A 25,808-nucleotide genomic window follows, 5' to 3' on the forward strand; every position below is an offset into this window, starting at 1 on the left:
CAGATCATTTTAAAAGCTTAGCTATCCAGAACGTCTCTACCACTTCTCATCAAAAAATCAAATCTACTCTCGAGAGAAGCGAAAATGCCTTCTATCGCTCTTCTCATCTCAATTTTTTTAATCTTGGCATGTCTGTGAGCATGGATAAGCGGTAATGGGTATCCATTGGCCTCAAGACCTCTAAGTTTGCCCATAAGCTCATCATCCATCTTTTGAAGACTTTCAACCAAGTAGATGTTTCCGGACTCCTCAAATCTTACGAATGCTGAATTTATGTCTTTAAACAGGTTTTTGAAATGTTCGCGAAATTCTCGAACAAACCATGGCAGAGTTTTTGTTATCTTTGGCTTAAATGGAAAATATGCTGGTTTTTCAGAGCCGAACTGTCTTAATTCGATGAGCTGAAGAACCACTGTATCGCTTATTTCATCATCGAACTCGTGTGTATAGAAGCTTTTTGCAACGAATACCGCATTTTTTTCAAGCAGTTTGTTCAGAGCGTGAAGGTATTCAATGTATTCAAAGAGAATCATCAGGTCTTCCAGTCTTCTTCCACTTGATTTCCTATAACCCTGTTCCATGTCTCGAAAAATCTTCTCTCTCGTGAGAAGGTAATTTTTCTTAGCTCTTCCATTCTTAATATCTTTTTCAAGATTTTCGAAGTGATTTTCGAGAACTTCAAGGAAATCTTCGACAAGAGCATCAAGTTCATAGCTCTCTCTTAGTTTTTCGGGGTCATCAGTGTAAGCAGGGGGACGAATGAATGCTCCGCGGAGGGAACCATCAATCAGGATAAGTTCTTCTTCAGCAAGACTCCCGATTCGAAATTCAGAAGTGTGCATGTGCAGTCTAATTCGCTCTTCAATGTTTGTATGGGGCTTTAGAGTGGTTATCTCACACATTTCTCGAACTTCGTTTCCAACGCTAACCGCTGAAATTGAGTATATCACGATTCCTGCAAGTCTTTCGATTCCACGACTACCATCTACCCCGCATGCAGAACACACGATGCTTTCCGGCATTTCTATCCATTTTCCTTCGATTTTATTAGCCACTTCTTCTGCTCTCACATGAAGCTCAGAGAGGTCTTTTGAGAGTTTTTCGAGAATTTCATCACTGAGAAGCCACATAGGACACGCCTCCACGATATTCTACCATAATGACCTTATCTGCAGCATCTTTAAGCTCTTCATCATGGGAAACAATTATCACCTGTGGAATTCTTCGCAAGTAGTTCATGGTTATCTCAACAAGCTTTCTCCTTCTCTCCTCATCTAAAAAAGGAGTTGGTTCATCCATTATCAGCAATGGAATTCTTCCCCTGGCTTCAAACATTGATAAAGCCAGTCTGAATGCAATGCCAAGAGCAACAAGTTCTCCACCACTTAAAAAGCTCGTTTCTCTCTCTTCTCCCTGATGTATTATGAAAATCTTTAACCTTTCCTTTCCGTATTCAAAAACCCTTTTCAGCTTTATTCCGGAATACTTGCCTTCTGTGAACTCTTCAAATATTTCACTGGCATATTTTTCAACTTCCTTCAATGCTACTTCTGCAACAATGTTCTTATAGCTTGCAAATTTTTCTCTTATTTTATTTAACTCCGGAATTGCTTTCTCGAGTATCTTGACTTTTCTTTCGCTCTCTTCGATTATCTTCAGCTGTTTCTCTAAATAATCTTTATCTGCAATGAAGCTATCCAAACTCTTTTTTAGAACACTAACCCTTTCCTCAAGTCCGGCAATCTCTCTCGAGACTTCTTTTTCAGATCTCTCGAGTTCCTGATGACGCATTTCATCGTATCTGCTTCGAAGATTCGTCAAAGTCTCCATTTTTTCATTCAGTTGATTGCTCTTAAGCTTGATAACATCCGATATTTTTTCGAGCTCTGTTTTTACATCTTTTAACTTTGACTCTGCGGAATCAAGTTCTTCTTTAGCCTTTTTCAATCCAATCCAATCCTCATAACTTTTTCTGAGCCCATATATCTCTTTCTCGAGTTCATCCAGGCTTGAAAAATTCTTTTGGGCAAGCTGATTTATTATCGCATCCCTTTTTCTTTGAGCTTCAAGATGTTTTGCTTTAATGCTTTCAAGGGTTGTAAGTATCGAGTCGAATTTTTGCAAGATCTCTAAGGCTTTTCTCTCGTTTTCTTTGAGAAATTCCATTCTTGTTTTAAGCTTTTCCAATTCCTCATTACTACTTCTCAGTTTATTCTCGTCAACGTTTTTCAGTTCTTCCGATATTTTCTTGAGCTCATCTGCAAGCTGTTTGAATTTAAGCACCGAATCTTGTTTTGCGAGTGCTTCTTCAACTTTCCTCCTCTCCTCTTTCATTTTGATCTCCTTCTCTTCGATTCTCCTTAGTCTCTCTTTTATATTGCCAATCTCTGCAGAATATTTTTTCAACAGCTCTTCTCGGTGCTGATTGCTCAACTCTCTACCGCACACAGGGCAAACACCAACAACGTATTTCAACTTTTCAAGTATTTCGGAAATTCTCTTCTCTTCTGACATCAGCGACCCTTTTTGTGCACTTATCTTCTCGAATTCTTCTTTAAGCGCTTTATCGAACTCTCTTGCCTTCTGAATTTTGGCAAAAGCACTTTCTATTTTTTCCAAGCTAAGATTTTTCTCATATAAAATATTCTCTATTTGTATTTTTCTTTCAACTTTTAATCGAATTTTCTGCCATCTTTCAGCGTCATCAGACAGAGACCAAATTCTTTTCTCAATTTCAGAAATTTCACTTTTGATACGTTCGAGATTATTTCTTTCGTCTTCACATTTTTTCAATTCTGCCAATACACGCTCTTTCTCTATCTCCAGATCCTTGATTTTTGATTCGATATCCTGTATGGACTTCAGAAAGCTCTTATGAAATTCAGAGAGATCGAGATATCTTCTTGCCTCTCTCTCAACTCTCTCAAATTCTTTTAAACTTGATTTCAGAGAGGTAATTTTGAGGTCCAATTCGGTCTTTTGCCTGCTTAAAACTTCTAATCTATTCTTTAACCCGCCTATTTCGCCATCGAGTTTTATAATCTCGGTATTTAGCGTATTAAGCCTATCTTTTAGCTCATCAAATCTTTTCTTTTCCAAAGATATTTTTGTCAAGAGTTCCCGTAGCTCTTTTAGTCTGTTCTCACACCTGACAATTTCCTCTTTTATTTCAGTTATTCCCTGCTCTTTTTCTTTCAGTTTTCTCTCAAGATCTTCTTTTTGTTTTGTGACCTCCAAATAACGCTTCAATTCACTTTCCAGTTCCTTTATAACAACTCCTAAGTTTTTCCATGCAGTCTCGTAATCTTCGATTCTTGTAATCTTTCTAATGATCTTTTCTCTTCCACTCTCATCCGATATTATGGTCTCAATCTCACCCTGTCGAACGTAAACAGCACCGGTGAACACGTGGAAAGGTGAAAGATTTCTCTCAACCCACTCATTTATCTTCTGGTCCCCTTCTATCCGAACTTCCCCATGGAGTTCGGACACTCCATCACTTCTTCTTATAATCCGGTAATCTCGGTTTCCGTGCTCAAAAATAATTTCGATCGAGTAATCTTCGGCCCCAATTTGGATCAGGTCGGCTTTTCTCGCATATCCCTGCCTGACGCCATACAGTGCGACAAGAATGGCGTCAAGTATGGAGCTTTTTCCTGAGCCATTTCTGCCGGCAATAAGATTAATTCCCTTGTCAAAGCTAATTTTTGTGTTTCTATGCGATTTAAAATTCTTCAGACTGATCTCTTTCAGGATCATACGAAGTCGAGTAGGGTTTTAAACCTCTTACTCTTCTTTTCTCTATCCTCCAATCTGTCCTCAGGAGGTTTAATATCTTTTTTAATTTCGCCTTTCGGCTCTATCTTGCTCTCGCCAACTTCCTTAATCATTTTAGCCTGGTCCGTTAAACCATAGTGCTCTTTTAAAAATTCAATAGCTGCCTTCAAGCTTATTTCATCATCCTCCTTTAAAATTTCAAGCAGTTTGAGCTCAAGTTCATTGAAAAATTCTTTTTCAGGCTTTGCATCTGGAATTTCTCCAACATCTTTTCTTCTAAAGTTGATCTCGGCGTATTTTGCCTTTTTTAGCGTCAAATCACTCAATTTCTTGGTATCAACAGTCTCGCAACACAAAAGCTTTGCAACCACTATACTATTCTCGTGCACGAGTCTAAGGGTCTCTAAAAATTTTTTCTCCAGACTATCTTTGTAATCATCTTCGATCGTAATGTTGAAGAAATCTCTTGCTTCTATGGAGACAAATCTCGGTTTAAAGTTTTCAACGATGTAAAATCCCTTCTTCTCTCCCTCTCTTACCTCGATTTTATCACAATATTGAATAAAATGAGAAGCCTCCCGAGCATCATATCTCTCTAAAGAGCCGGGATACACCAAAAAAGCATCGCCTAATTTAAGATCTCTGCGTAAATGTATGTGGCCCATGGCATAGTATTTAGCAGAAGGTAATTGTTCCATGGTAAGATCCCAAGCAATATTCAAGTCAATGTCAACGGCTTCCTTCACTGTTTGATGCAGAACAAGAATAGCATCAGAATCCGGCTTTAGGTAAGGAAGAACCTTCTCCAACTGCCACTTCGTTCTGTGTTTGTCTCCAATGATTTCAATGTTTTTGAAAACCCCCTTTACAAGGTATACATTATCAACGCGAACACTTGTGACAAAATCATCTTCAATTTTCTCTTTTCTCAATCCAAGCACGTTTAAAAGCTCAAGACTCTCAAGCAAATGGTATGCAGACATCTCTCTAATGCTCTTGTCGTGATTACCTTCAACTGCGAAAACAGGAATATTTTGGGATTTGAAAATTTTTAAAACCTCAATTGCGTCGTTGAGTGTTTTTGGACTTGGAACGCTTCTATGGAACAAATCTCCAGCTATTATGACGAAATCAATATTCTCTCTCACTGCAAGTTCAGCGGATTTTTTGAACGCTGAAGCAAAATCCTCTGCCCTCCAGTTCTGGTTGTATTGTTCGTAACCCAGATGAAGGTCTGCGAAATGGGCGAATTTCATACCAAATCCTCAAGAGATGCCTTTATTTTTGAAGCAGATCTCCATTCAGATAGCACGTCTATGTCTCTGCCACCATATTGCCCATGGAACCTCTTAATCTTTATTGCTGCAGGAATTTTGACAGCTGGCCCCACAACAACCGCCTCACCCACACCAAGCGATGCAATATCCGATAGCAGATCTTCGCTGATCTGCTCGCTTGCCTGCTGAACATAACGCTGATCATTTGGTTCCACAATTCGAAGCACTATTTTAGTGTTGCACTGGCTAAGAATGTCTTCACTTATTCTTTTAGGCCTTTGAGAGACTATTCCAAATCCTATTCCAAACTTTCTCCCCTCTCTTGCGATTCTACCCATCCAGAGCGAGACGTCGCCTTTATTTGCGAATATATGTGCTTCTTCAAAGATCAGGAGCAAGGGTTTTTTGACAACAGGACATGCGTTCTCCCAGTATTCTCTATTCTTGTTCCTAACATAGCTGATTCTGCCGATAAGGATGTTTCTTAGCAAGTAGGCAACAACAACCCGCATTTGTTCCTCATCAAAACCGCTGAGGTTCACAATATTCAGATAGCCTTCTCTTAGGTTCGCGAGCATGTCTCTCTGAGTTAGCAGGTCTTCGTATCTGCGCATGAAAGTTGCAACGTACTCCTTTACTCTGTAAAGGGGATTCAGATCTTCTCTTGAAATCCTTGCAGTTCTTACAGATCCCGTGGAATCTACGTATTCGATCTCACCCTGAGTTGTGATCCAGTCTTCTGCCATCTCCAAAACTCTTTTCATGAATTCTGCACCGCTAAGCCTTTCACGCTTTACAGTCATGAAAATCCTTTCAAGATGCATTCTCTGGACTGAAGCATCGCGATCGATTCCGACGAGAGAACAGAACTCCCATGGCTCAAGTCTTTCTGGACGGATACCTGCCGGAATTACATTCTTTCCAGTTTCTCTTCCATCTTCAAAAACGAATCCAACGTATTCTCCGTGGGGATCTATGAGTATTACGGTTCCATTGAACCTTCTTATTATCTCATTTGCTATTACACATACTGCATTTGATTTCCCACCACCTGTGACAGATAGGATCGCAAAATGCCTTAGAATTAGCTGATTTAGATCAAGAGATACCTTTATGTTGGGACGGGAAATCAAGTTGCCCAGCTCAACTCCTTCCGGCTTTTTGAAGATATCCTGCAGTATTTCATCGCTTGCAAGTTTTACAGCTGAATTTGGTTTTATTGGGACTCTATTGGGGGATATTTCGCCACCTTCTACGATTCCCAAAACTTTTGCATTTGCAACGACTACCTCATTTCTTTCAAGAATCTTTTTAGACATGCTTAGATTTTTGAGAGCGTATTCAAAGTTCAAAGGGTTTTCAAGCAGTCTGTTAAAGTTTACGACATTTCTAACGATTCCCAGAACTTCTTTCCCGTCTCTATTCTCGGCTACAACGTATTCCCCAAACTTGGGAACATTGGATGGATTTACCGCAAAACTGAACTCTGAAATGGAACTTTCTCCCAGCACAAAGCCAATAGGATCCACAAATTCATTAGACGTCAGGAAATAAATCTTTCGCTGTCATATTTTTTGGCCAGGAAGAAAATGCTTTTTCCATCTTGGAGCGTTGATGCAACAAAACTTTCCTCAATGCCGGTCTCTTCAGCTATTACCTTTGGGTCGGAAATATTATTCAATACTGAGTAGTTGAGGATAAAATCCCTCAAACCATCCTCATCCAGCCATACGCCAGAAAAAAGGGGATTGAAATCGATCATGAAATCCTCAAGTTCTTTGAGATTTAAGTCTTCGATATCGACATCAAATAACGCCGAATCTTTTAGGAAAGTTATCATTGCTTTTCTAAGGCTTTTTGCGTTGTATTTTCTGTCTTTTGGCGAATACTTCGCGACTATCTCATCAATTTGGTTTTCAGTGAGCCGGAAGGGTTTATCACCCTCGATTGAATTTATAAGGTTAAATGTCTGTTCGTCGAGCGGTGAAATTCTTTTTCTCTTGCCGAGTAGCTGGATAGAATATGAGCTACCTTTCTTCCTCATGTCCTTCTTGTTCAGATTTATGATCTCCGTAGAAGTTGCCAGGGTTGATAAAATCAATCTAATCAGAGCGTGATCACTCGGGTTCTTTCTAGAAAGAACCAAGTGATGTTGCAGATCGAATTCGAGTCTGAGCATTTCCATAGCTGAATTTTGCCATCTCTGGATTTAATAGTTTCTCTGAGCACTATAATTATAATAATTGTAAAACCAAAATGCTTATATCCAACCCTTGACATAATAAGAATGATGGAGAGGAGAGTGAAAATGGAACAAGGAAAGTTAGCCTTGGATCTGCTCATAGGTTTGTCGATATTTCTGTTCACGTTCATATTCATAGCTAACTTTCTGCCCGGAGTGTTTGCTGATGTTCGGAATGAGATAAGCCTGATGCATGAAGCTTATCGAGTTGGTGTAACTCTTGCAGAAATGGAGGGATACTGTAGATATCCAGATGGTAATGGAACTACTGATTGGCATGCAAACGAATACTGTTGGGGCAATTCCAGCTATAAGTTTTTCCCAGGGCTGACAAAAGGTCAAGTAGATTACTTGGACATTTACAAAATGTCAAAGCTGCAGGATTTGGTTACAGCCAATTACGACTCCATTAGAAGTTTGCTTGGTCTAAAAGATCCAGATAGAAATTATGAAATTCATTTATCGCTCGAGTCTATATATTCTACCCCCCAAAACAGAATACTTATAAGATATGCAAATTACACACCTGTATTTGATGCCGGTAAAGAAATTCCGACTTCGGGGTATGTTGCCAAATATGAGAGATTTGTTTGGTTAGATCCTTGGTTCTCTCTTGTTAATGTAATCTACATCGGAAGTCCAGTGGGACAACCCTCAAACTATCACTCTCGAGACATAGGATGTAATCTGACTTATCCTGTAACATTTATAGCTCTTATGGTGGAAGGTAAAAATAAGCCTGAAACTGGGGCTCCTTGGTGGTTGGGTCTCTGTTTACTTACCGAAGATGAAAATCCAAGCAGTTGTCAACCTAAAGGAGGAAATGAGAAGAAGGATAGTTTGGAGGTGGGTTTTGGTTCTCCAATGCGGTCTACACCAACTCCGAGAGCATACGATCTCTATCCAAAAACAACTTATATCATAACAGATGCGGTAAATGATATATTGAAAGAAGCTGGTTTCAATAAAGGAGACGCAGTTAATTTCATGGCCACTTCTAAAAATATCAATGTATCGGTGGTATGTGCACCATCACTTACATTCATTGCTGGAAAAGCAGTGGCAAAGCTTGTAGTTTATGTTTGGTGATGCTTATGAACTCAAAAGCTCAGACATTCACACTCGAAGGCGTTGCATCTGCTTTGATTTTGCTTGTGGCACTCTACACTCTTTACCAGAGTTCTCTTGTTATCTCGCCCATGTGGAGCGAAGCGGTGAATATGCAGACCAAAATGATGGCTCAGGACGCGCTTAAGATACTTGATAATCCTAAAAAGGAGGGAGATTACTATTATAAAGACAGTCTGCAGGGTATGATTTTAAATCTGGCAAATTGCACACTGGGAGTAGATTGTGAACCAAACGAAAAATTTATGGAAGCTCTTGAGATTCTTCTCACCGATAGGGGCTTTGATTATCGACTCGAACTTTACTGGGCAGAGGGCGATACAATAAATAATACAATACTCATCGATAAGAAACCGACACCCAATGCGGTTTCTGCAAGCAGGTATATTCTCCTAAAGAAAAGCGAACTTCCGAATAGTTTTAGTAACCTATCTTTGTATGATCCCGTAATATTCGAGGTGAGACTAACGGTATGGCGACCCTAAACGAAAAAGGGCAGATGTTGATACTCTTCACGCTGTTTATTGCCACGATAGTGATCTCGATATCAATACTTCATGCCCAGAACATACTTGCGGGAATGGAGAGTTCGAGGGCCATGATACTCTTCCCGAAAGATGAAATATACAACCTGAGAGATCTTGCAGGTATTGCGTGTGATAGCAATATTATGAGTAGTTATAATGATAAGCTTCGTTATTCCCAAAACGTGAGCAATCAGGTTAAGCTACTTTACTCCCAGAAAGGGGTTTATGGTGATATTATAATCATTGAAGGCGATAAGCGAGTAATATTAAACTTTGTATCCGGTGACGTTGAGTATTCGGAAAAGTTGAATTTTAACGAGATTTGCGGGGTGCGTGCAAAATGAACGATAAAGGTGTTTCGATCTTAATTGAATATCTTATTTTGATGGGGATACTCTCAGTTTTTATAGTTGCAATGGCTTTGAGCTTAGATGCTCAGCTGAAATCATCTCAAGTCTCGAGGGTTGCAGAAAACCTGTTTTCTGATGTTGCATCGCAAATATCCGCTCAGCTCGTGGACATGGCAGCTTTATATCCTAAAGACGGCTATCTAAGAGCAAAGATCTACATGCCAATGTCCATAGGCGGAATTGCCTATAGGATAAACTTTTCTGAGTATGGAGGGCATCCAAGTATTTACATTGAGTCAGACGAGTATCAGTTGAGAAAAACATTGAGCTTAGGGGCTTTTGCAAGCCTAAAATTTGATAACTTGAGTGGTATTGCTTATAGTTTGAATAAAGAAGGCAAAATAGAGCTAACAAGATCGGTTATTGAATATCCGAGTGCTGTGCTGAAGATAAAGCCAAATTCGGTCCTTTCTGGAAACAACGTAACAATAGACGTTTCTAATTCCACTTCTCCTGTCTTTTGGGAGTGGAAAGTTTTAAACTGGAATGGAACGGTAGTAGCTGAGGGGGACAAAAATCAGAAAATTAGAGAGATTACAATCTATTGGAGCAGTGATATTCCGACCCGATGTAAAAATTACACTTTAATCGGCAGTAGCGAATCTGCAGTGTGTAATTTCACGCTAATAGTTACAGACAGTCGGGGTTTTTATGCAGAGGACACCGAAGAGGTTTTGATAGCCAATAGAGCCGGAGTAGAACCGGATCTATACATTAGAAAGTTCATAGTTCCCGATACGCTTTCAATTGGACAGCCTTTTGAGTTACACTTAAAATTGGTTGGAAGAGGTTTTGTTTTGAACGAGACGAGAAAGAGTCTCTCAGTTGTAACAGTAATAGACAGATCCCTGAGCATGCACGCGGGAAATATTAACGAAGCACATAGCGAAAGGACACTTTATAAATCCTTCACCAGTAGTGTTCAGCCGAACATCACAAAAATTGTTTTCGATGTGAATAGTTCATTTAAAAATGATGAATTTTATGTAAATATTTCATCCAATCCTGTCCCAGAAAGAGGAGATTCCGCCTTTGCAGTATATATAACAAAGCCAGACGGTTCAAATCTAACTTTAACCGGAGTTAGAACTTATAAAGATGATAAAATAGGAGATTCTGAGATCGGAAACTGGACTTTTGAGATAATCGTTGCCAATAAATATCCCTTAAACCTTAATATTAGGATTTACTCAGGGCAGAACTGCCCGGACGGGTCATCTTGCAAGCTAAGGGACATTATAACGGCAACTTACACACCCAACATTACTTTGTATAATTTTTCATTACCTAGCGGATACACGAGAAATAATGTCTATGAGTTTGCCTACGTTTATGTGCCAGAAAAATATAGAAATAGCTTTTATTTGTGGCTCGGTAACAACTTCTGCAATTACTATTCAGAGGTTAATGGAAGTGTTTGTTTCCTTCAGAACATAAATTCAGAACAAAATTACACAGTCTACATAGTCCCAAGGCTTAAGAATGCTACATCGATCGAGGGTAGCCTTTGGATTGAAAAGCTCGATGCTGCCAAGATAGCATCGATAAAGTTCTTAAATGATAGCCTAAACTTGTCAGATTACAAAGGATTAGTCAACTTCAGCACTTCTGCCTATGCACATATCGTCAATAATAGCTCATATTTGACAAAGTTGACAACAGACACTTCAGTCGTTATATCCCAGATAAAGAATATTACTGCTAGTGGATATACTAATTATCTTTTAGCGCTTAACAAGTCTCTTGAAATTCTTACGGAGAATGAATCCATAATAAGTGGAACAAAACCGTTAATTGTTTTCCTCAGCGATGGTATGCCCACTTGCAAAAGGGTCTCAAGCTGTTCAGGTGTAGGTTGTTACAACTTGGACGGAGAATACTTCATATGTAGCTTAACTGCATGCAATCCAGACGATTGCGGAAGTCAGGTCATACCGAGAGCAAATGAGATAAAAAATATAACCATTGGTGGTGAATATATCGATATCTGCACAATAGGCTTTGGGGATAAAAAATATTACAACGAAACGATCCTTAAGTTAATGTCGGGTAGGAGAAATCTAACCAATCAAAGCCAAATTATGGAATGTTATTACTCAGCCCAGACTCTCGATGAGCTAATAAATGCTTTTGTGAGCATAGGCAAGCTTTATGAGCGTGCTGCAACAAATATAACGCTAAATGATACGATACCTATTGAAATTAGCCTATACATGTATCCAGAGGTAAAACCAGAACTGTTCATTGATGGAAAAGCAAACTGCACTTTAGAGTGGGACTTTGTTAGTGGGGGAACAAGCATATCGATGCAGTGTAGCGAAATCTACATTGATGATATCGTTGAAATAGTTTTAAAACTCATGCCAAAGGAGGCGAAAACCATAAAGATCAACGAGGGCGGGATTGTGGTATACTATGACATCAATAACCAGAGAAGGGAATTTAGACTGCCTGAAATGTGGGTAGAAGTAAAGAGTGTATCTGGGGCTTCAGTGGAGATATCATGAACTCTAAAGGTGTTTCAGAGGTATTTGGCGGTCTTTTGGTTCTCTTAGCAATAGTAGGTGTTGCAGGGATTATATTTACGATATCTTACCCTACTATATGGGTTGCTCAGGAAAATGTGAAGATGAGGAATGCTTATTTCGATCTATTCGAATTGCGGGAAAAAATCGAAAGGGTTAGATCGGGTCTCGAATTTAAGTCGATTCACACAATTCAGCTATACGATCTCTCCATAGATTTTAGGAATGAGCCCATAATTAGAATTAACAACACCAATTACAGCATCTCGTCAATAAAGCTAATTGGGCACGATGGATATGTAGCTTATGAAAACGGCGCCATTATAATGAACCGCAGCGGGATTGCGAAAATGATGAGTTCTCCTAACATCAACTATATAAACAATACAAGAACACTTTATTTGCCGATAATAAAACTCCAGAGTAATTTCTCGGTAGCAATGGAAGGATTTGCTGGAAAAAGCGTAAATTTGCCAGTGTACTTTTATCTTAGAAATACAAGCACGATTATGGGAGATGGTCCGATCGTTTTTTATTCAACAAATGCAAACGCATGGGAGGAGTTTTTCAGGCTCATTGGAATCAATTTCACTCGGTCAGGAAACTATATAACAATCCAAAACATTAGTTATTTTGCCGTGATCTATGAGGTTGAGATTTATGGATGATAGGGCAATTTCTGAAATTCTGGGCTACATGATGATCTTCGGTGTAGTTTTGATCCTAATAAGCATAGTTTATGTTCAAGTGTATACCACCACAATAGATACCGCGGAGAAGTTCAGAATAATTAGCATGAGGGAGAGTTTTAGAAAGATATATGATGTTTTTGCTCTCTCGCTTTATGGTGGTGCAAATTTACAGCAAATACAGCTCGAACTTCAAGGTGGTAGTTTCTATATAGCAAATAATACTACTGTCGAGATTGTGGTTGAATCCGAGAATACGATTGACACTTATGTTTTTAATCTAAGATCGCTAAACTATAAAATTGGAAATTTCAGAATATCCTTTGAGAATGGTGCATTACTGGAAGAATACTATGATTACTGCAAATTTGTCCAACCGCCAAGTATATACATAAAACCGGTTCAATCCTTAGAAGCGTCAGGTGCGATGGAGAAAGTTCTTGTGTTGGTTTTGAATGAGATAGAATCCAATTTGAGCGTTGCAGGTGGTGGATCGATCGTTATGGTGTTCAATTCGTCTCTTAAGTCTTCGAGGATTTATCCATCAACAGGAAAGATCGTCTTAACCGTAACTTCTGATTATCCGGAGCTTTGGATGAATTATTTTAGTGAACTCGGGGGTTCGGTCTCCTTAGTTGGTAATAACCAGATAAATGCCCAATTAACATTTAACAAGCTCGTGTTGGCGGTTTACAAGACCAATGTAACAGTTAAGAAGTTCTAATTAAACACATCCACAAGCGTTATCTGCTTATTTTCCATCAACAAAGACCTTATCTCGTATTCGATTAGCTTAAGCCTCTGCTTCGTGTATTCAGAAACATTGTAGTTCTCGCATAGCTTCTTCGAAAGCTCAAGATACTTTACAATGGAACTGCTGTGCACTGTTAGCGTTAGATTGCCCCCACACTTTCTGCACTTGCCATTCAAAGGCAGTCTGCGATACTTCTCGTTGCAGTCAACACATCTAAACTCCTGCCTTGAAAAAGCCCTCAGATTTCCGATTATGTCTGGCAGAAAGTGCAGAGTGACTACTCTTTCCGCAACATCGTGTTCGTCAACTGCAGAGATCTTCTTTGCAAGTTCCATCTGCTTTTCCACTTTTTCTTCCATTGTCTTCAGCTTTTTGTAAGCACTCTCCTTGACTCCAAGCGTAATATCGGTGTCGTGAGTAAACTTGAGCATGCAAAATCTTGTTTCCGAACTAAGTCGATCTTTGACTCTTTCAATCAGATCTTCGCACTCCTTTGGATTTGCAAACTCTAGCGTTGCTTTGTAGAATTCCAGCGGATACTGGGAAACGATGTCCATATTGTGGACTTCCTTGTCAACTTCTCTCGGATCAACGATCACTGTTAGCACCAGAGGGGCATCCATCTGTCCTCCGCGTTTTTCTGGCAAGAAATGTCTTGAAAAGTTTAGCAAGCCATCGAGGAGGAGCATTACACAATCTTCGTCGCCATCGCAGTTCCTTCGCTTCGCAGCATGGAAGTATGGGTGTGCATAACAGCCAAGCACGTCTGCAAAGCCTATGATCCTTCCAAGGACTCCTGCAGAGGTATGTGGAGCAAGGCCAATCACAAGATGTCCTATAAGGTCTTCAGGTTTTTCAACATTGTAAAATGGCCCAATCTTGTAGAATTTAACAAGCAGATCGTCAATAAACTTCGCAACCCTTACAAGGTATTCCGCGCAGTCTTTTGAGATCACTATATCCTGTGGCATAAGCTCTAAAATCTGATCTTCGTTTTTTAACTCAATCCCCAAATAATCTCTTGTGTATCCAAGTTCTTTCAGCTTCTCAACACTAACTCCTATCTCTCTTGGCTTAAAATGAGTCAAAGGAAGGTCTGTCATGTCATATCTAATTGTGCCGTCCTTGAAAACGTATACGCCATGTTTTGCCCTAAGAATTCCCTTCTCAACCCTTTCCGGAACCTTGTTCTTGGAAGTAAGACCGATTACCCCTTTTACGATCTCCAGTTCATCACGCTCACCGAGATTCTGAAGAGCTCTCTCATAGAGAGCCCTTATATCGACAGCTCTCTTCATGTATCCTCTCATCTCGCTCCCGCATTTTTTGCAGAACTCCGAAGTATCTTTAATTCTGCACTTTGGGCAATAGTAAATCTGCTCAGTATCGCCACCGCAATCACATTTAAGCCAGAAAGTTTCTTTTCCACATGTTTTACATTTTCTTAAAGCAATTTCAACTTCAATTAGTCCTTTTGCAGAATTGTAGTCATTTTTATGGTCTATGGCACTTTTTACATCTCTTCTCTTCCCACCTGCAAAGCTTACGGGAAAGAGTAAATGTGGTGGAGGGCTCATTTTTCTCTCCTTGGCTTTTTCAGGTCTTCCCATTCTTGCTCCTATTCTCGAAGGTGCTTTTGCCCGAACAGTTATTCCTGAAACGTTCTTTATAACTTCAAGCACACTTTCGCCTGCAATTTCGCCCACCTTCCTCAGTCTAAAATCGAGCCCTAAGCATCGCACGAGCACCTTCCATTTTTCGATCACTATCCCATCTCTAACCTTATGTTCTACAAGCAAATTTTCGAGAATTTCTTTGGCTTTTTTATCATAAGGTAGCAAGAGGCAGCTTTTTCTCTGCCCCTCAATTTTCCCTCGGGCACTAATAAAATCACGGAGATAGCAGAAATCTTCAATTGTTATGTCGTGCCATAAGTATGTGTAGTCCGGATGCATCGGAACTCCAAGTTCGTCAGAGAGCTTTAAAGCGGTTTCTTCATCGATTTGAGTATCTTTAATTCCGCTTTCAAGAGCCCACCATTCTCTGCAATAAGAAGCTGGAACGAGTGGATGGTTGTTTTCGAGAAAATCGCCGTAGTTTATCAAAATCTCGCCAAGATCAAGTATCTTTTCAACTTCATTTTTCAATTCAATCGCTTCTTTGACACTGTTGATTCTAACAACATCTCCATTTTTGAGTCTAACCGTCGGCCCTTCAATTGTCGTTACAGGCACAACACTCCCTGCTTTACCGGGTCTTTCTATCTTTAATTGGGTTCCTATAGCTACGAAATCAATTAAGGCCATAGTTGCAGGGTTTATTCCTACTGTTGCCAAACCAGAGTTTCTTGCTCTGCCGTATCTCAACCTAAAGCCCCCCTTTCTCGAAGGATGACTCAAAACAGGCCTTCCTGCGACAAGGTCTGCTAAATATTTACTTCGAGGCTTTACGTCCACTTCCTCTTCTGAGTCTTTTTTAATCAGCTTATCAAGCCATTCCCATCCATCGATTTTAAGCTCATCTACCATTTTTTTTAGCTTCGGGGCCTTTAGAGCTATACCCTCCGCTATTATTAAAGCCATTCCTCCTCTAACTCTGTTTGTCTCAACTCTTGGCAGATTTCTGTAGCCTGAAACTTCCGCCTCTTCTGTTGGCTCGCCATCTATGCAAATTGGACAGTTAGAGACGATCAGCCTTATCTCCTCATCTGTTGGTAAATACTGGAGGTTTGCAACCCTTTTGTAGAGCTGTATCTCTTCGCAATATCTCAAGACCTCTTCTTCTGTAGGAATGTATCTTCCAAGGCCAACTTTCCTGCGAACGTAGTCTGCAATGAGAACAGAAATTACCTGTGCAGTCCCTCCAGCACTTCTTATCGGCCCAGCGTAGTAAACCTTCAAGAAATTGCTCCCATCGCTGTTTTTGTCAATTGAAACCTTTGCAATTCCCTCGATGGGTGCAGCAACAACTCCTTCAGTCATTATAGCAACCGCAGTCCTTATGGCTTTGTCTATTGCCTCTAAATAGTCCATTCTTCCAAATTTTCCATCGACAATCTCTTCTGCAATTTTAAAGCAGATCTTATCCCTCTCCATCCCTCCCTCTTCAAGCTCCCTGATTCTCTTGGCAACACCATTAAGCCCTATTAGCTTCTCAACTCTCTCAGCCATGTCTTTTGCAATCAAAATCTCGACCTTTGGCTCAGGATCAAGACCTTTTGCTCTTGCAATCTCGGCAATCTTATAGGCTTCTTCAAGTTTCTCGCTTAGCATTTTGTGGTATTCTCTTATTTTTTCGATAGCCCAGTAATCGTTATCTTGTTCTCTGTCGAAAAGAGGGAAAAACCTGTCAAGGGTGAGATGCATACAATGAATTTAGCATGAATAAATAAAGCTTTTTGGACAGTAGAGCGTTTATCATCTCCTTTTTTTATTTTTAGCCACAGCATCACTTCTTTTGCATGATAATAGTTATTACATCTTCCTCTGTGCTCTCGTTACCCTCACTGAGCTCGATATCAGCCTTAAAGCTCTTGAAATTTCCAAAGTCACTCAGATAGTTGGCGAAAATCGAGTTCGGAATGATCCCACCGTTCTCTGGAGCGGTCTCAAGAAGCTTTACTCTGAATTTTAACTCTTTGCCCGCTCTTGCAACGCTCACCACGTCACCCTCATTTATTCCACTTCTCTTTGCAAAATCTGGATGCAAGTAGATCGTTGCCTTCTTGCTCTCCTGCGAGAGCCTTGCAATAACTATGTTAGCCTCGAACTTCATCAGCTTTGTTAAACGGATCATCACAATCCCTCCAGAATTCTTTTAAGCACGTAAACATCATCAACTTCAGCCTTTGCAATTGGAGAGAGCTTCAGCCTTACACCATCGCTTCTTACCATTTCTCCACCGCATTCGATCCCAGAAAATGCGGACGGCAGTACAACTTCGGCAACTCTGGCAGTCAAGGAGAAGCGGGGATCGAGAACGATCTTCTTTACTTTTGCAAGCTTGCTCGAAACCTCGTAGGGCAAAGAAGCAATTGGATCTGTGCCAACAATGAGTGCGGTATCGATCTTCTCGCTCTTCAAAAGCTCTGTGAATGCAAATTCTGGCGATGAATTTGCAGAAGAGAAGCTGAACTTGTTCACCGCTCCAACTGCCTCAAAAAGGGTCTCATTAAAGCCACGCATGTTCGCATGAAAGCCCGCTGGAATAAAGTAGAGCGGAGCAAATTCGTTTATTTTTCTAATAAGCTCTATAAAAGCCTTAAAATTATTTTTTAGCCCGTATTTAAGACCAAGCCCACCAAAGACGACGTTGAAGTCCGCTTTCTTCATTTCTCTTAGAATGCTTGCAACTTCATATTTACCCGCTTTACCCTCTAAGGCCTTGTTAAATGATTCAATAAGCTCAAGATCGTTTTGAACCTGAATAAATCTTGCATTTTTCTTTGCAAGCTTTGCGGTCTCTGTTCTTCGAATGTCGACAACAACGAGATAGCGATCCTCGTCATAGCCCCTCTGCCTTTTGGCACCCCTTGGGTAATAGGTATAGCGGGACATGTGCCTCGGTAGGCTGTGATAGGGATTTGCCCCCCAATAGATCATGACGTAAGCTTTGTCTCTAACCTCATCAAGCGTTGCACTCGGGAGCTCTTTCTTTAGAATTGCCTCAACGAATTCCCCAAGGCAGAACGAGGAGTTGTCGTCGATGTAGCAGTTCAACTTCTTCGCTATTTCAATCGCAAGTTTCTGGGCTTCGACTGTTGAAGTGTCAAGCCCATAAATCGCGGGACTTTTTGCAGACTTTAGCAGTTCAATTGCACTCTCTATGGCTTTGTCGAGATCCACCTCTTTTCCATTAACCAATGGCTTCGATCTCTGCTCTTTATAGCGTGATATGTGCTTGTAGCCTCTCTCGCATGCATGGAGCACTTTTCCGTCTACAAGCTCAACGTCATCGCAAAGGCAAGAACATGCGGTGCAGATCATCTTCATCCCTCCAGAAAGCTGATCGCATCTGTTGGGCAGTTCTCTCGGCAAACGATGCAGAGAATTCTGCTTTTACCATATCTTCTGCATGCATGCATGTTCATGATCACAAGTTTGCCGTTTTCAATGCGGTAGATCGGATCCTTAATCGTAATGCCTTTGCCAATGCCCGCCCCATGGGGGTCCTTTTCAACGTGAACTGGGCAAACGACGATGCAGTTTCCACAGCCGTTGCAGTTTTCGCTTTTTACGATCAAACCTGTCTCTGTAGCTTCGGCAAGTGGCTTAACGAGTTCTTGAAGTTTTTTAAGCTGAACTTCGTATTTTTTATCCTCGAATAGTGGTTTGCAGTCTTCAAGCTTCTTTTCTCTGTTGATGAGCTTGAAGGCGAAGCTCATACATGTTTGCTCGCCACATTTCTTGCAGTTGGTTTTTGGCAGAAGCTTGTAAACTTCCATTGGAGTTAAAGGCATAAAAAAAGTTGCTCTCTTCCTAAAAAATTTTTCTAACTTTTTCTAAATCAGGCATTTGGCGATGCCAGCACTGTAAAGACAATTGGAGCAGGAAGGTTTATTTGCATAGCAATCCATCCCGTTTTCAAGGAACCAGCAACCCGCGACGTGCCCGCAGTCTCCGCACCATGGAAAATCCATCTCTTTGCGAAGCTTTTCAAATTGGCTTTCTCCTTCAACGATCTTGTCAATTTCTTCACTCAGGTTTCCAAGAATATGCTCTCGAATAACAATAGACCTTCTGTTGACAAACTCGCTGTGAGTGTAGGCAAATGGCATACAAGGAGAAATCTGAGCATCAGCCCTCACAAATAGAGAATCTTTATAAGGGCAATCTCGCTGGTCCGCTTCTCCAAAGAATTTTGGTTTCACAAAGCCCACACCATAGCTTTTTGCAAGTTCTTCGACTTTTTCGATTATCTCTTCGCTCTTTTTTGCCCTCTGAACTCTGTCTTTTGCTTCGAGCAAAGCACAGAAATTAACTTTACAGCTAATCTTCAATTCCTCAGGCTCCGATTTTCGGGCTTTGAGGATCTTTAAAACAAAATTCTCATCAACATGCAGGAAATCCGCATTAGCCCTTGAGCCTTCAAAGTATAAAGCCTTTGAGTAAATTTCGGAATTTGGAGCGATTAAATTCGTAGCCATTATATCAAGTCCTCTTTCAGCAAGTATCTGAGCAAGCTCTGGAAAATTCAGTAGATTATCTTGCGTTAAAACGATCTGAGCTATTGCCTTTCTTTGTAAATTTTCAAGCTTTCGAAATATCTTGCTCAGCTTCATTCCATGTCTCAATGCATCGTTAACGTCGATCGAGATTCCAAATACATCGACAAGTTCTGCGACTTCGTAGAAGTTCTCATCAACCATTCCATTTGTGCTAACAACAATTTCCCCATCGAGAGCCTTGACAAAGTGCAGTATTTTTTCATGAAGCAAAGGCTCGCCATAGCCGTATAGCACGAACTTCTTTGCAACACCGCTTAGCTTCTCTACAGCATTTTTATCGAGCTCAGAAACAAGTGATGGTTTCAAACAGTATTCACAGCTCAGATTGCACTTTGTTGTGAGCTCAAGCTGTAGTTTTTGGATCATCCGCCCGCCACTGGGGGAAAGACCGCGATTCTGTCCCCCTCTTTAAGGTTTTCGATCAGCTCATCTTTAATGTTCCTTCCATTGACGGTAATGATCCTGTCAAATCTGTAGGAACCATTTTCGTCAAAAACTTCTTTCAGAAATTCCTCACCAAGGATCTTAGAAGCTGATAAGAACGCATCTCTCAGTGTGCCGTTGCACTCAACTTCTATGCTTTTTCCAAATCTCTCCCTCAGGGTTGCGTAAAACTCTATTCGAACCTTCACATCAAAAAATCGCTTTAGAAGTTAAAAAACTTAGCATTGTCCCCTTAAATATCTGAAGTAGAGCCTGATAGAAGTGCGATTCACTATCAGGTGAACTAAAATCACGATAAGAGCCAAAATCGAAGCGTAGGTGTGAAGTTCACTCCATCCCAATTTTGTCATGCCAAAAATTATGAGCTGTCCCGATCTTGGACCATGTGGCCAGAAGTAGAGTATTAAGCCAGTTATGAGGCTCAAAATGCCTAAAGCCAATGCAATTGCGAAGATCAGAATTCTCACACGTATCAGCATAACCAGGATATGTTGGAGGTTATAAGAAATTTTGGATCTTCAAAAAGATTTTAAAGCTATGGACAATTCCAGAGATATGCTCGAAATTAATGGAATTCCGGTTGAGGACACATACTGCGAAGCCTTCGACGGCATATACTCGAGATTTATAGTTACAGCCAAACATAAATGGCTTCTTGAAAAGGCGGTTTATTCCGCAACCGCTCTACCCTCGACAGTCTTTGGAGAATCCGAGGGTGGTATAGAGAAATGGCTTTCTCCCAGTGAGACCCCAGATGGAAGAGTCGGAGCAATCTGCCAAGTCTGGGTTCAGAAGTCGAAGAAGTTCATGGATGTGCTTATGAGAGAAATGAGCAAAAGGCTTAGACAGGGAATTCTCGTCGTGCCGACAACAAGGGTTTTCAACGCGACTGATAGCGAAACTAAGTTTGATGCTGAGCTCAACGTAGGCAGATGTGGTGATGGCTACGAATGGGAAGAGGAGAGATGGGGAAGAAAGGTAATAGTTGTGCCAATCATGTTCGGCGAATTCGTGATCGAGCGCTACATCGGCTACGCAAATGGAATTGCGGGTGGCAATATATGGCTTTTCTGCGACAGCGAGTCTTCAGCTCTCGAAGCGGGTGAAGCTTGTGTTGAGGCTTTGAAACAGCTTGATGGCGTCATAACTTCCTTTGATATATGCTCCGCTGGAAGCAAGCCAGAAACGAAGTTCCCTGAGATTGGACCTACGACGAACCACTACTTCTGCCCGACGCTTAAGGGAAAGATCCCGGATTCGAAGGTTCCAGAAGGTGTGAAGTCGATTCCAGAAATCGTGATCAATGGCATAAACCTCGAGGCGGTAAAGAAGGCGATGTTCATCTGCCTTGACGTTGCAAGCAAAATTGATGGTGTTTTAAAGCTTTCAGCGGGTAACTATGGAGGAAAACTTGGACAGCACAAGATCTATTTGCGAGACATTCTCAAGCAGTTTGGCTAAACTTAATTAATTTTTTATTCCAAAAATCTTTATAATCTTCCTACTACTTTTCGCATGCCAAGAATTGCACTGATACTCCTGATCGCGTTTGCGGCATTCGCGATCTTTACGCTTTACCACAGTGTATCTTCTTCGCTAACCCCTTCTGATCTGCTGACTATGGGAAATGCAGAAAATGTGGTTGTGAGCGGTAGGGTTGAGAATATAAGCTACTCAAATGGACGGGTTTACTTCTATATCATCGACGAAAAGGCAAAGATCAAAGCAGTTTACGAGGGAAAAATCACTGGCGAAGAAGTCATCGCAACAGGAGACTGGAAAGACGGGACTTTTTATGTTAAAGAAATTCTTAGCAAGTGCCACACCGAATACAAGGGTGGTTGAGTGCTTGGTTTTGAATTAATGCTATTTTCAGCAATTTTTGCATCTTTGTCAGCTCTATTTTTCTTTTTTGCGACAAAAAAGCTGAAGTTTGCTGAGTTCGGCGAAGTAGCACTTTATTTGTCTCTATCTTTTTGTTTTGCCTCAATGCTGTTGCTTTTGCACTATCTCATTACCGACAACTTCTCGATCTACTACGTTTACGCATACTCACAGCGAGAGATGAGCTTTGAATACAAGCTTTCTGCACTCTGGGCTGGCAAGGAGGGCTCCTTACTGCTATGGAACTTTGCAAATCTGCTTGTTGCTTCGATTTTTGCAAGCTCAGGCAAAAAGGACTTGCAAAAGGCAAAGGCTCTTGCAATATTCATGGCTATATCTTCTTTTTTGCTAATTCTGAGCCTTTTTTCAAATCCGTTTGAAGTGCTCGACTTCAATCCTTCCAACGGAGTGGGAATGAATCCTTTGCTCAGAACTCCAGAAATGATCATTCATCCTCCGCTTGTCTTCTTTGGTTATGCTCTCGTTGTTTGCATCTATGCTGGGCATTTAGCGGGAATAGAGCAAAGAAAAACCGTTAGAATTGCCTGGGCTTTTCTTACTGCTGGCATAGTCCTTGGTGGATGGTGGGCTTATAGAACGCTTGGCTGGGGCGGGTTCTGGGGATGGGATCCTGTTGAGAACGCCTCACTTCTTCCTTGGCTTGCACTTACCGCTTACATGCACACAAATAAGGGCAGAGAACTCTTTGCATACCTTGCGATGGTCTTTGTAGCATTTACCGCATTCATAACGAGGAGTGGAATTCTAAGTTCTGTGCACTCCTTTGGCGAAGACCCAATTGGCTGGGTTTACTTTTTCTTGATCGTCGCTTGTGCTTTGCCACTCTTAAGAAAATGGGAGATCAGGGACAACTGCTACACTTCTCTGCTTTTCGGAGCAATGATCGTGGTCATTATGCTCGGCACGATAGCGAATCTTTTCAGGAACGTTGATAGAAGTTATTATCTTATTACCTTTACACCCATATTCTTTGCAACCGCTTTAATGGCTCTCTACAAGCTTAAAGCTTCGAGAAGAAAATTGATACACATTGGAGTGCTACTGCTGTTTATCGGAGCCAATTCTGTTTGGTTTTTTGAGCAAAAGGAGACAGTAGTTTTGAGTCCGGAGGGTAGAAGCGACGAAATCAGTTTTTATCTACAGAATGTGAGCAGTTATAGAACACCCGAAAAGACAATAATAAAGGCGGAAATTCTGAGCTCCTTAGGAGTTATCGAGCCTGAAATGCATATCTATCCCCAGTCAACGGTATCGAAGGTTTACATAATCAGCAATCCTTTCCTCGACTACTACTTTGCAATGAACAGAGTTAGTCAAAGCTTTGTGGAACTTGAATTTTATCGAGTTCCACTGATCTCACTGGTTTGGCTTGGTTCAATTTTGCTTATTCTCGGACTCATTTCCGAGAGAATTGGGCTTGGAAGCAAAAAGTGAGCACTTGGTGAGAATTTGAGGCTTTGGTCTTTGCATCCAGCGTTGCTTGACCCAAAGGGGCTTGTTGCGCTTTGGAGAGAAACCTTGCTTGCGAGAAAGGTTCTTGAAGGAAAAACAAAAGGATACAGGAATCATCCTCAGCTTCAGAGGTTCAGAAATTACGGCAATCCGATCGTTGCAATAAACTCCTATCTTTACTTTGTATTCGTTGAAGCTACCAGAAGAGGGTATAGATTCAGCAGAGAGAAGGTTTACGAATTGCCCGTGCTTGAGAGAATAATCCCGGTAACTAAGGGTCAGGTTGAATTCGAAAGAGAACATCTGGCTCAAAAGTTGAGCTTTAGAAATCCTGAGTGGCTGAAAAAACTGCCAGAGAAAGTTGAAGTTAATCCAGTTTTTTACGTTGTTGAGGGCGAAGTTGAGCCTTGGGAGAAGTTGAGATAGTGATTTCTCCGATTTAAAAGCAGATCTTATGTTGGAACCAATTGGCAAAAATTTAAAAATCTTCATAACAACAGCCTTTTCAAGCTCCGGTGGTGTAGCCCGGTCAAACATAGGGGACTCTCGATCCCCTGCCCCGGGTTCAAATCCCGGCCGGAGCATCTTAACTTGTTTTCATGGCTATTTTTCCGAGTTAAAAAGTCTCAAAGTCAACCAATCTCAGTTCTCTTTAGGCAGTCAACTCTTATTTTCCGATGTTGTGAAGTTAGTTTTTCTAAAACGAAGTCAAAAAGCCCAATTTTCCCGAAGAGTCTTAGCAGTGCTGGATGTCTTCTGGTGAAGGCGAAAATGTTCGCGATTAAGTAGTGTGTCCTCATTCTCCTGTAGTAGATCTCCTCGTATTTTTCAAGTTCACCTCTTTCGACGCATTCAGCAAGAACTCTTGAAGATATTATCGCCTTGGTCATTCCTTCACCACCGCCAAGATCCACTAAGCCAGCGGAATCTCCAACAAGTGCGATTGGGATCCCTTTCAGATGTCTTAAGAATGGCGAATTGCGATAACATGCCACAGGGCGAGCTGTGTATGACTTGGGAATAAATCCCCCATCAATTAGTCCAGTCTTATTCATCATCTCGTCGAGCATTATCCTGAGCGGTTTAGACACCTGCTTAACAAAACTACCAGCACCCACTTTCGAACCCTCTCCAGCTTTTGGGAATATCCAGAAGTAGCCATTCAGTTCTGGATGAAACTCAACTACGATTTTGTCGATATCCCTATCCGTAAAAGCCTGAATAGCAATTCCGCATGGCTTCTTCCCTCCAAACTCCTTGCACCATAGCGATGGATAACCGCTTGCATCTACGACTAAATCGAGGTTTTCGTGCATTTTTAGAAGTTGTGATAGCTTTTCAATTCTTACTCCAGTTATAATTTCAGCCCCATTTTTTTCAGCAATTGAAGCCATCTTTTTCTCTAAATTAGCTCTATCAACGATCTCAACCGCTCCATTGAGTTTTATTGTTATCCTTGATTTTTCATTGTAATTTCTGTCCATTATAACCATGTCTGCCTCTTTTATAGCTCTACCGCTGATATAGGGTTCTACGCCCGTGAATCTAATCCAGCCTTCAGCACATTGCACTGGGAGCCCTATTTCTTTATGCTCCTCATACAGGGTCACTTTGCCTAATTTCGTCAAGCAGATTGCAGCTTCCAGCCCTGCAACGCTTCCTCCTACGATAACAAAATTCACATTCTAATTTTAATTACAAATACTTAAAATTTTGCTCGATGTGATCACACTCGGCGGGGCTCTTAACATTCAGCTATTCGTATTCGGGGGCTTGGTTGAGAAGGTGATCGCATCTTATGTTGCAAACTACTATCCTTCTCCCGCTCCTTCGCCAGTAATCCAACAGAGTTATCTTGAAGGCACAGTTGAATTTGAAAACTGGTCTCTACTTTCGATCTGCCAAAGATTGATGGCTGGAGCAATGAATCTCGGATTTATGCCGACAAAATCAATCACAGGTTCGAGCATGGAAGAAAACGAGGACTTTGGATTTGTTGAGAGCCCATTCAAAGGCGAAAGGCTCGGAATTGTTAGAGAAATTAAGCCCGATCTTTCGATCTATCACGGGTGGTGTGCGGATAAGGAAGGCAATACGATCATTTTCAACCCTTCCGCTGAAGGTGTTGTGCTTTGGGGAGCTTTTGCGAGTAAAAAAGTCATAGTTACCGTCGAAAGAGTTGTAAAAATTCCGGGCTACTTGGTCGATGCGGTAGTAGAACTGCCATTTTGGGGCCCCTCATCCCTTTATGTGCCAGAGGATTTTGGCGGAAGCTATGCGGAAGATTACGATTTTCTCGTTGATTTCAGAAATGCTTCAATGGAAGGAGAAAGGCTGGAAAAAAGTTAGCAAAGAGATCTCAAAGGAACCAGAGCCTTCGGAAGTTGAAAGCATGACCCTCGTGGCTGAAAGAAAGCTGAAAAATGCCTTGAGAGGGGTTATCGTAATATTC

24 protein-coding genes and 1 tRNA gene are annotated in these 25,808 nt (G+C 41.0%); 12 read left to right on the forward strand and 13 right to left on the reverse strand.

Annotated elements, in window-relative coordinates; translation table 11 throughout:
- Positions 1-17 precede the first annotated feature (17 nt).
- From QXI54_06250 to QXI54_06270, 5 genes are read right to left on the reverse strand one after another with little or no spacing between them, the layout of a single operon-like run.
- The gene (locus QXI54_06250; GenBank protein ID MEM0302752.1) at positions 18-1,130 is read right to left on the reverse strand and encodes a DNA double-strand break repair nuclease NurA; all 1,113 of its coding nucleotides are present in this window, start codon (positions 1,128-1,130) and stop codon (positions 18-20) included.
- Positions 1,114-3,759, reverse strand: coding sequence for a DNA double-strand break repair ATPase Rad50 (gene rad50, locus QXI54_06255; GenBank protein MEM0302753.1), 2,646 nt, complete (start codon positions 3,757-3,759; stop codon positions 1,114-1,116). Before rad50 ends, QXI54_06250 begins: the two co-directional genes overlap by 17 nt.
- Positions 3,756-5,033, reverse strand: coding sequence for an exonuclease SbcCD subunit D (locus QXI54_06260; GenBank protein MEM0302754.1), 1,278 nt, complete (start codon positions 5,031-5,033; stop codon positions 3,756-3,758). Before QXI54_06260 ends, rad50 begins: the two co-directional genes overlap by 4 nt.
- Positions 5,030-6,583: an ATP-binding protein gene (locus tag QXI54_06265; protein ID MEM0302755.1), complete on the reverse strand. Its 1,554-nt coding sequence runs from the start codon at positions 6,581-6,583 to the stop codon at positions 5,030-5,032. The genes QXI54_06260 and QXI54_06265 overlap by 4 nt, the downstream gene beginning before the upstream one ends.
- Positions 6,584-6,597: 14 nt before the next feature.
- Positions 6,598-7,239, reverse strand: a complete 642-nt coding sequence (locus tag QXI54_06270) for a hypothetical protein (GenBank protein ID MEM0302756.1) — start codon at positions 7,237-7,239, stop codon at positions 6,598-6,600.
- Between the two features lie 102 nt (positions 7,240-7,341).
- Between QXI54_06270 and QXI54_06275 the strand changes: the two genes are divergently transcribed.
- From QXI54_06275 to QXI54_06300, 6 genes are read left to right on the forward strand one after another with little or no spacing between them, the layout of a single operon-like run.
- Positions 7,342-8,385: a hypothetical protein gene (locus QXI54_06275; protein MEM0302757.1), complete on the forward strand. Its 1,044-nt coding sequence runs from the start codon at positions 7,342-7,344 to the stop codon at positions 8,383-8,385.
- A 5-nt stretch (positions 8,386-8,390) separates the two neighbouring features.
- Complete coding sequence (locus QXI54_06280) at positions 8,391-8,909, forward strand: hypothetical protein (protein MEM0302758.1); 519 nt, start codon at positions 8,391-8,393, stop codon at positions 8,907-8,909.
- Positions 8,897-9,295: a hypothetical protein gene (locus tag QXI54_06285; GenBank protein MEM0302759.1), complete on the forward strand. Its 399-nt coding sequence runs from the start codon at positions 8,897-8,899 to the stop codon at positions 9,293-9,295. Before QXI54_06280 ends, QXI54_06285 begins: the two co-directional genes overlap by 13 nt.
- Entirely contained in the window at positions 9,292-11,868 is a 2,577-nt protein-coding gene (locus tag QXI54_06290) for a hypothetical protein (protein ID MEM0302760.1), read from the forward strand. Before QXI54_06285 ends, QXI54_06290 begins: the two co-directional genes overlap by 4 nt.
- Complete coding sequence (locus QXI54_06295; GenBank protein ID MEM0302761.1) at positions 11,865-12,554, forward strand: hypothetical protein; 690 nt, start codon at positions 11,865-11,867, stop codon at positions 12,552-12,554. The genes QXI54_06290 and QXI54_06295 overlap by 4 nt, the downstream gene beginning before the upstream one ends.
- A complete protein-coding gene (locus tag QXI54_06300) occupies positions 12,547-13,299 on the forward strand; it encodes a hypothetical protein (protein ID MEM0302762.1) in 753 nt (250 codons plus the stop codon). Before QXI54_06295 ends, QXI54_06300 begins: the two co-directional genes overlap by 8 nt.
- Here the strand turns inward: QXI54_06300 and polC are convergent.
- The 7 genes from polC to QXI54_06335 all read right to left on the reverse strand — a co-directional run bounded on the left by polC (position 13,296) and on the right by QXI54_06335 (position 20,478).
- A complete protein-coding gene (gene polC / locus QXI54_06305) occupies positions 13,296-16,694 on the reverse strand; it encodes a DNA polymerase II large subunit (GenBank protein ID MEM0302763.1) in 3,399 nt (1,132 codons plus the stop codon). The genes QXI54_06300 and polC overlap by 4 nt on opposite strands.
- Before the next feature lie 82 nt (positions 16,695-16,776).
- Positions 16,777-17,124 (reverse strand): hypothetical protein, encoded by a 348-nt coding sequence (locus QXI54_06310; protein MEM0302764.1) that lies wholly within the window; start codon positions 17,122-17,124, stop codon positions 16,777-16,779.
- Positions 17,124-18,320 carry a formylmethanofuran dehydrogenase subunit B gene (locus tag QXI54_06315; GenBank protein MEM0302765.1) on the reverse strand — a complete coding sequence of 399 codons (1,197 nt, stop codon included), beginning with the start codon at positions 18,318-18,320 and terminating at the stop codon, positions 17,124-17,126. Before QXI54_06315 ends, QXI54_06310 begins: the two co-directional genes overlap by 1 nt.
- A complete protein-coding gene (locus tag QXI54_06320; GenBank protein MEM0302766.1) occupies positions 18,317-18,787 on the reverse strand; it encodes a (Fe-S)-binding protein in 471 nt (156 codons plus the stop codon). The genes QXI54_06315 and QXI54_06320 overlap by 4 nt, the downstream gene beginning before the upstream one ends.
- A 42-nt stretch (positions 18,788-18,829) precedes the next feature.
- Positions 18,830-19,921: a radical SAM/SPASM domain-containing protein gene (locus QXI54_06325; protein MEM0302767.1), complete on the reverse strand. Its 1,092-nt coding sequence runs from the start codon at positions 19,919-19,921 to the stop codon at positions 18,830-18,832.
- Complete coding sequence (locus QXI54_06330) at positions 19,918-20,187, reverse strand: MoaD family protein (protein ID MEM0302768.1); 270 nt, start codon at positions 20,185-20,187, stop codon at positions 19,918-19,920. Before QXI54_06330 ends, QXI54_06325 begins: the two co-directional genes overlap by 4 nt.
- Before the next feature lie 30 nt (positions 20,188-20,217).
- Entirely contained in the window at positions 20,218-20,478 is a 261-nt protein-coding gene (locus QXI54_06335; GenBank protein ID MEM0302769.1) for a DUF4405 domain-containing protein, read from the reverse strand.
- Between the two features lie 76 nt (positions 20,479-20,554).
- Here QXI54_06335 and QXI54_06340 point away from each other — a divergent pair, with 76 nt between their 5' ends.
- The 5 genes from QXI54_06340 to QXI54_06360 all read left to right on the forward strand — a co-directional run bounded on the left by QXI54_06340 (position 20,555) and on the right by QXI54_06360 (position 23,940).
- Positions 20,555-21,460, forward strand: coding sequence for a formylmethanofuran--tetrahydromethanopterin N-formyltransferase (locus QXI54_06340; protein MEM0302770.1), 906 nt, complete (start codon positions 20,555-20,557; stop codon positions 21,458-21,460).
- Positions 21,461-21,514: 54 nt separating this feature from the next.
- Positions 21,515-21,844: a cytochrome c maturation protein CcmE gene (locus QXI54_06345; protein ID MEM0302771.1), complete on the forward strand. Its 330-nt coding sequence runs from the start codon at positions 21,515-21,517 to the stop codon at positions 21,842-21,844.
- A complete protein-coding gene (gene ccsA / locus QXI54_06350) occupies positions 21,845-23,338 on the forward strand; it encodes a cytochrome c biogenesis protein CcsA (GenBank protein MEM0302772.1) in 1,494 nt (497 codons plus the stop codon).
- 15 nt (positions 23,339-23,353) lie between these two features.
- Positions 23,354-23,782 carry a pyrimidine dimer DNA glycosylase/endonuclease V gene (locus tag QXI54_06355; GenBank protein ID MEM0302773.1) on the forward strand — a complete coding sequence of 143 codons (429 nt, stop codon included), beginning with the start codon at positions 23,354-23,356 and terminating at the stop codon, positions 23,780-23,782.
- An 83-nt stretch (positions 23,783-23,865) separates the two neighbouring features.
- Positions 23,866-23,940 (forward strand) — tRNA-Glu (locus QXI54_06360).
- 48 nt (positions 23,941-23,988) lie between these two features.
- On the opposite strand, the gene QXI54_06365 is transcribed toward QXI54_06360, so the two are convergent.
- Positions 23,989-25,038: an NAD(P)/FAD-dependent oxidoreductase gene (locus QXI54_06365; protein MEM0302774.1), complete on the reverse strand. Its 1,050-nt coding sequence runs from the start codon at positions 25,036-25,038 to the stop codon at positions 23,989-23,991.
- 40 nt (positions 25,039-25,078) lie between these two features.
- Between QXI54_06365 and QXI54_06370 the strand changes: the two genes are divergently transcribed.
- Positions 25,079-25,705, forward strand: coding sequence for a CoA-transferase (locus QXI54_06370; protein MEM0302775.1), 627 nt, complete (start codon positions 25,079-25,081; stop codon positions 25,703-25,705).
- Positions 25,706-25,808: the final 103 nt, after the last annotated feature.

It is taken from the genome of Archaeoglobaceae archaeon, assembly GCA_038734275.1.
GTDB lineage: Archaea > Halobacteriota > Archaeoglobi > Archaeoglobales > Archaeoglobaceae > WYZ-LMO2.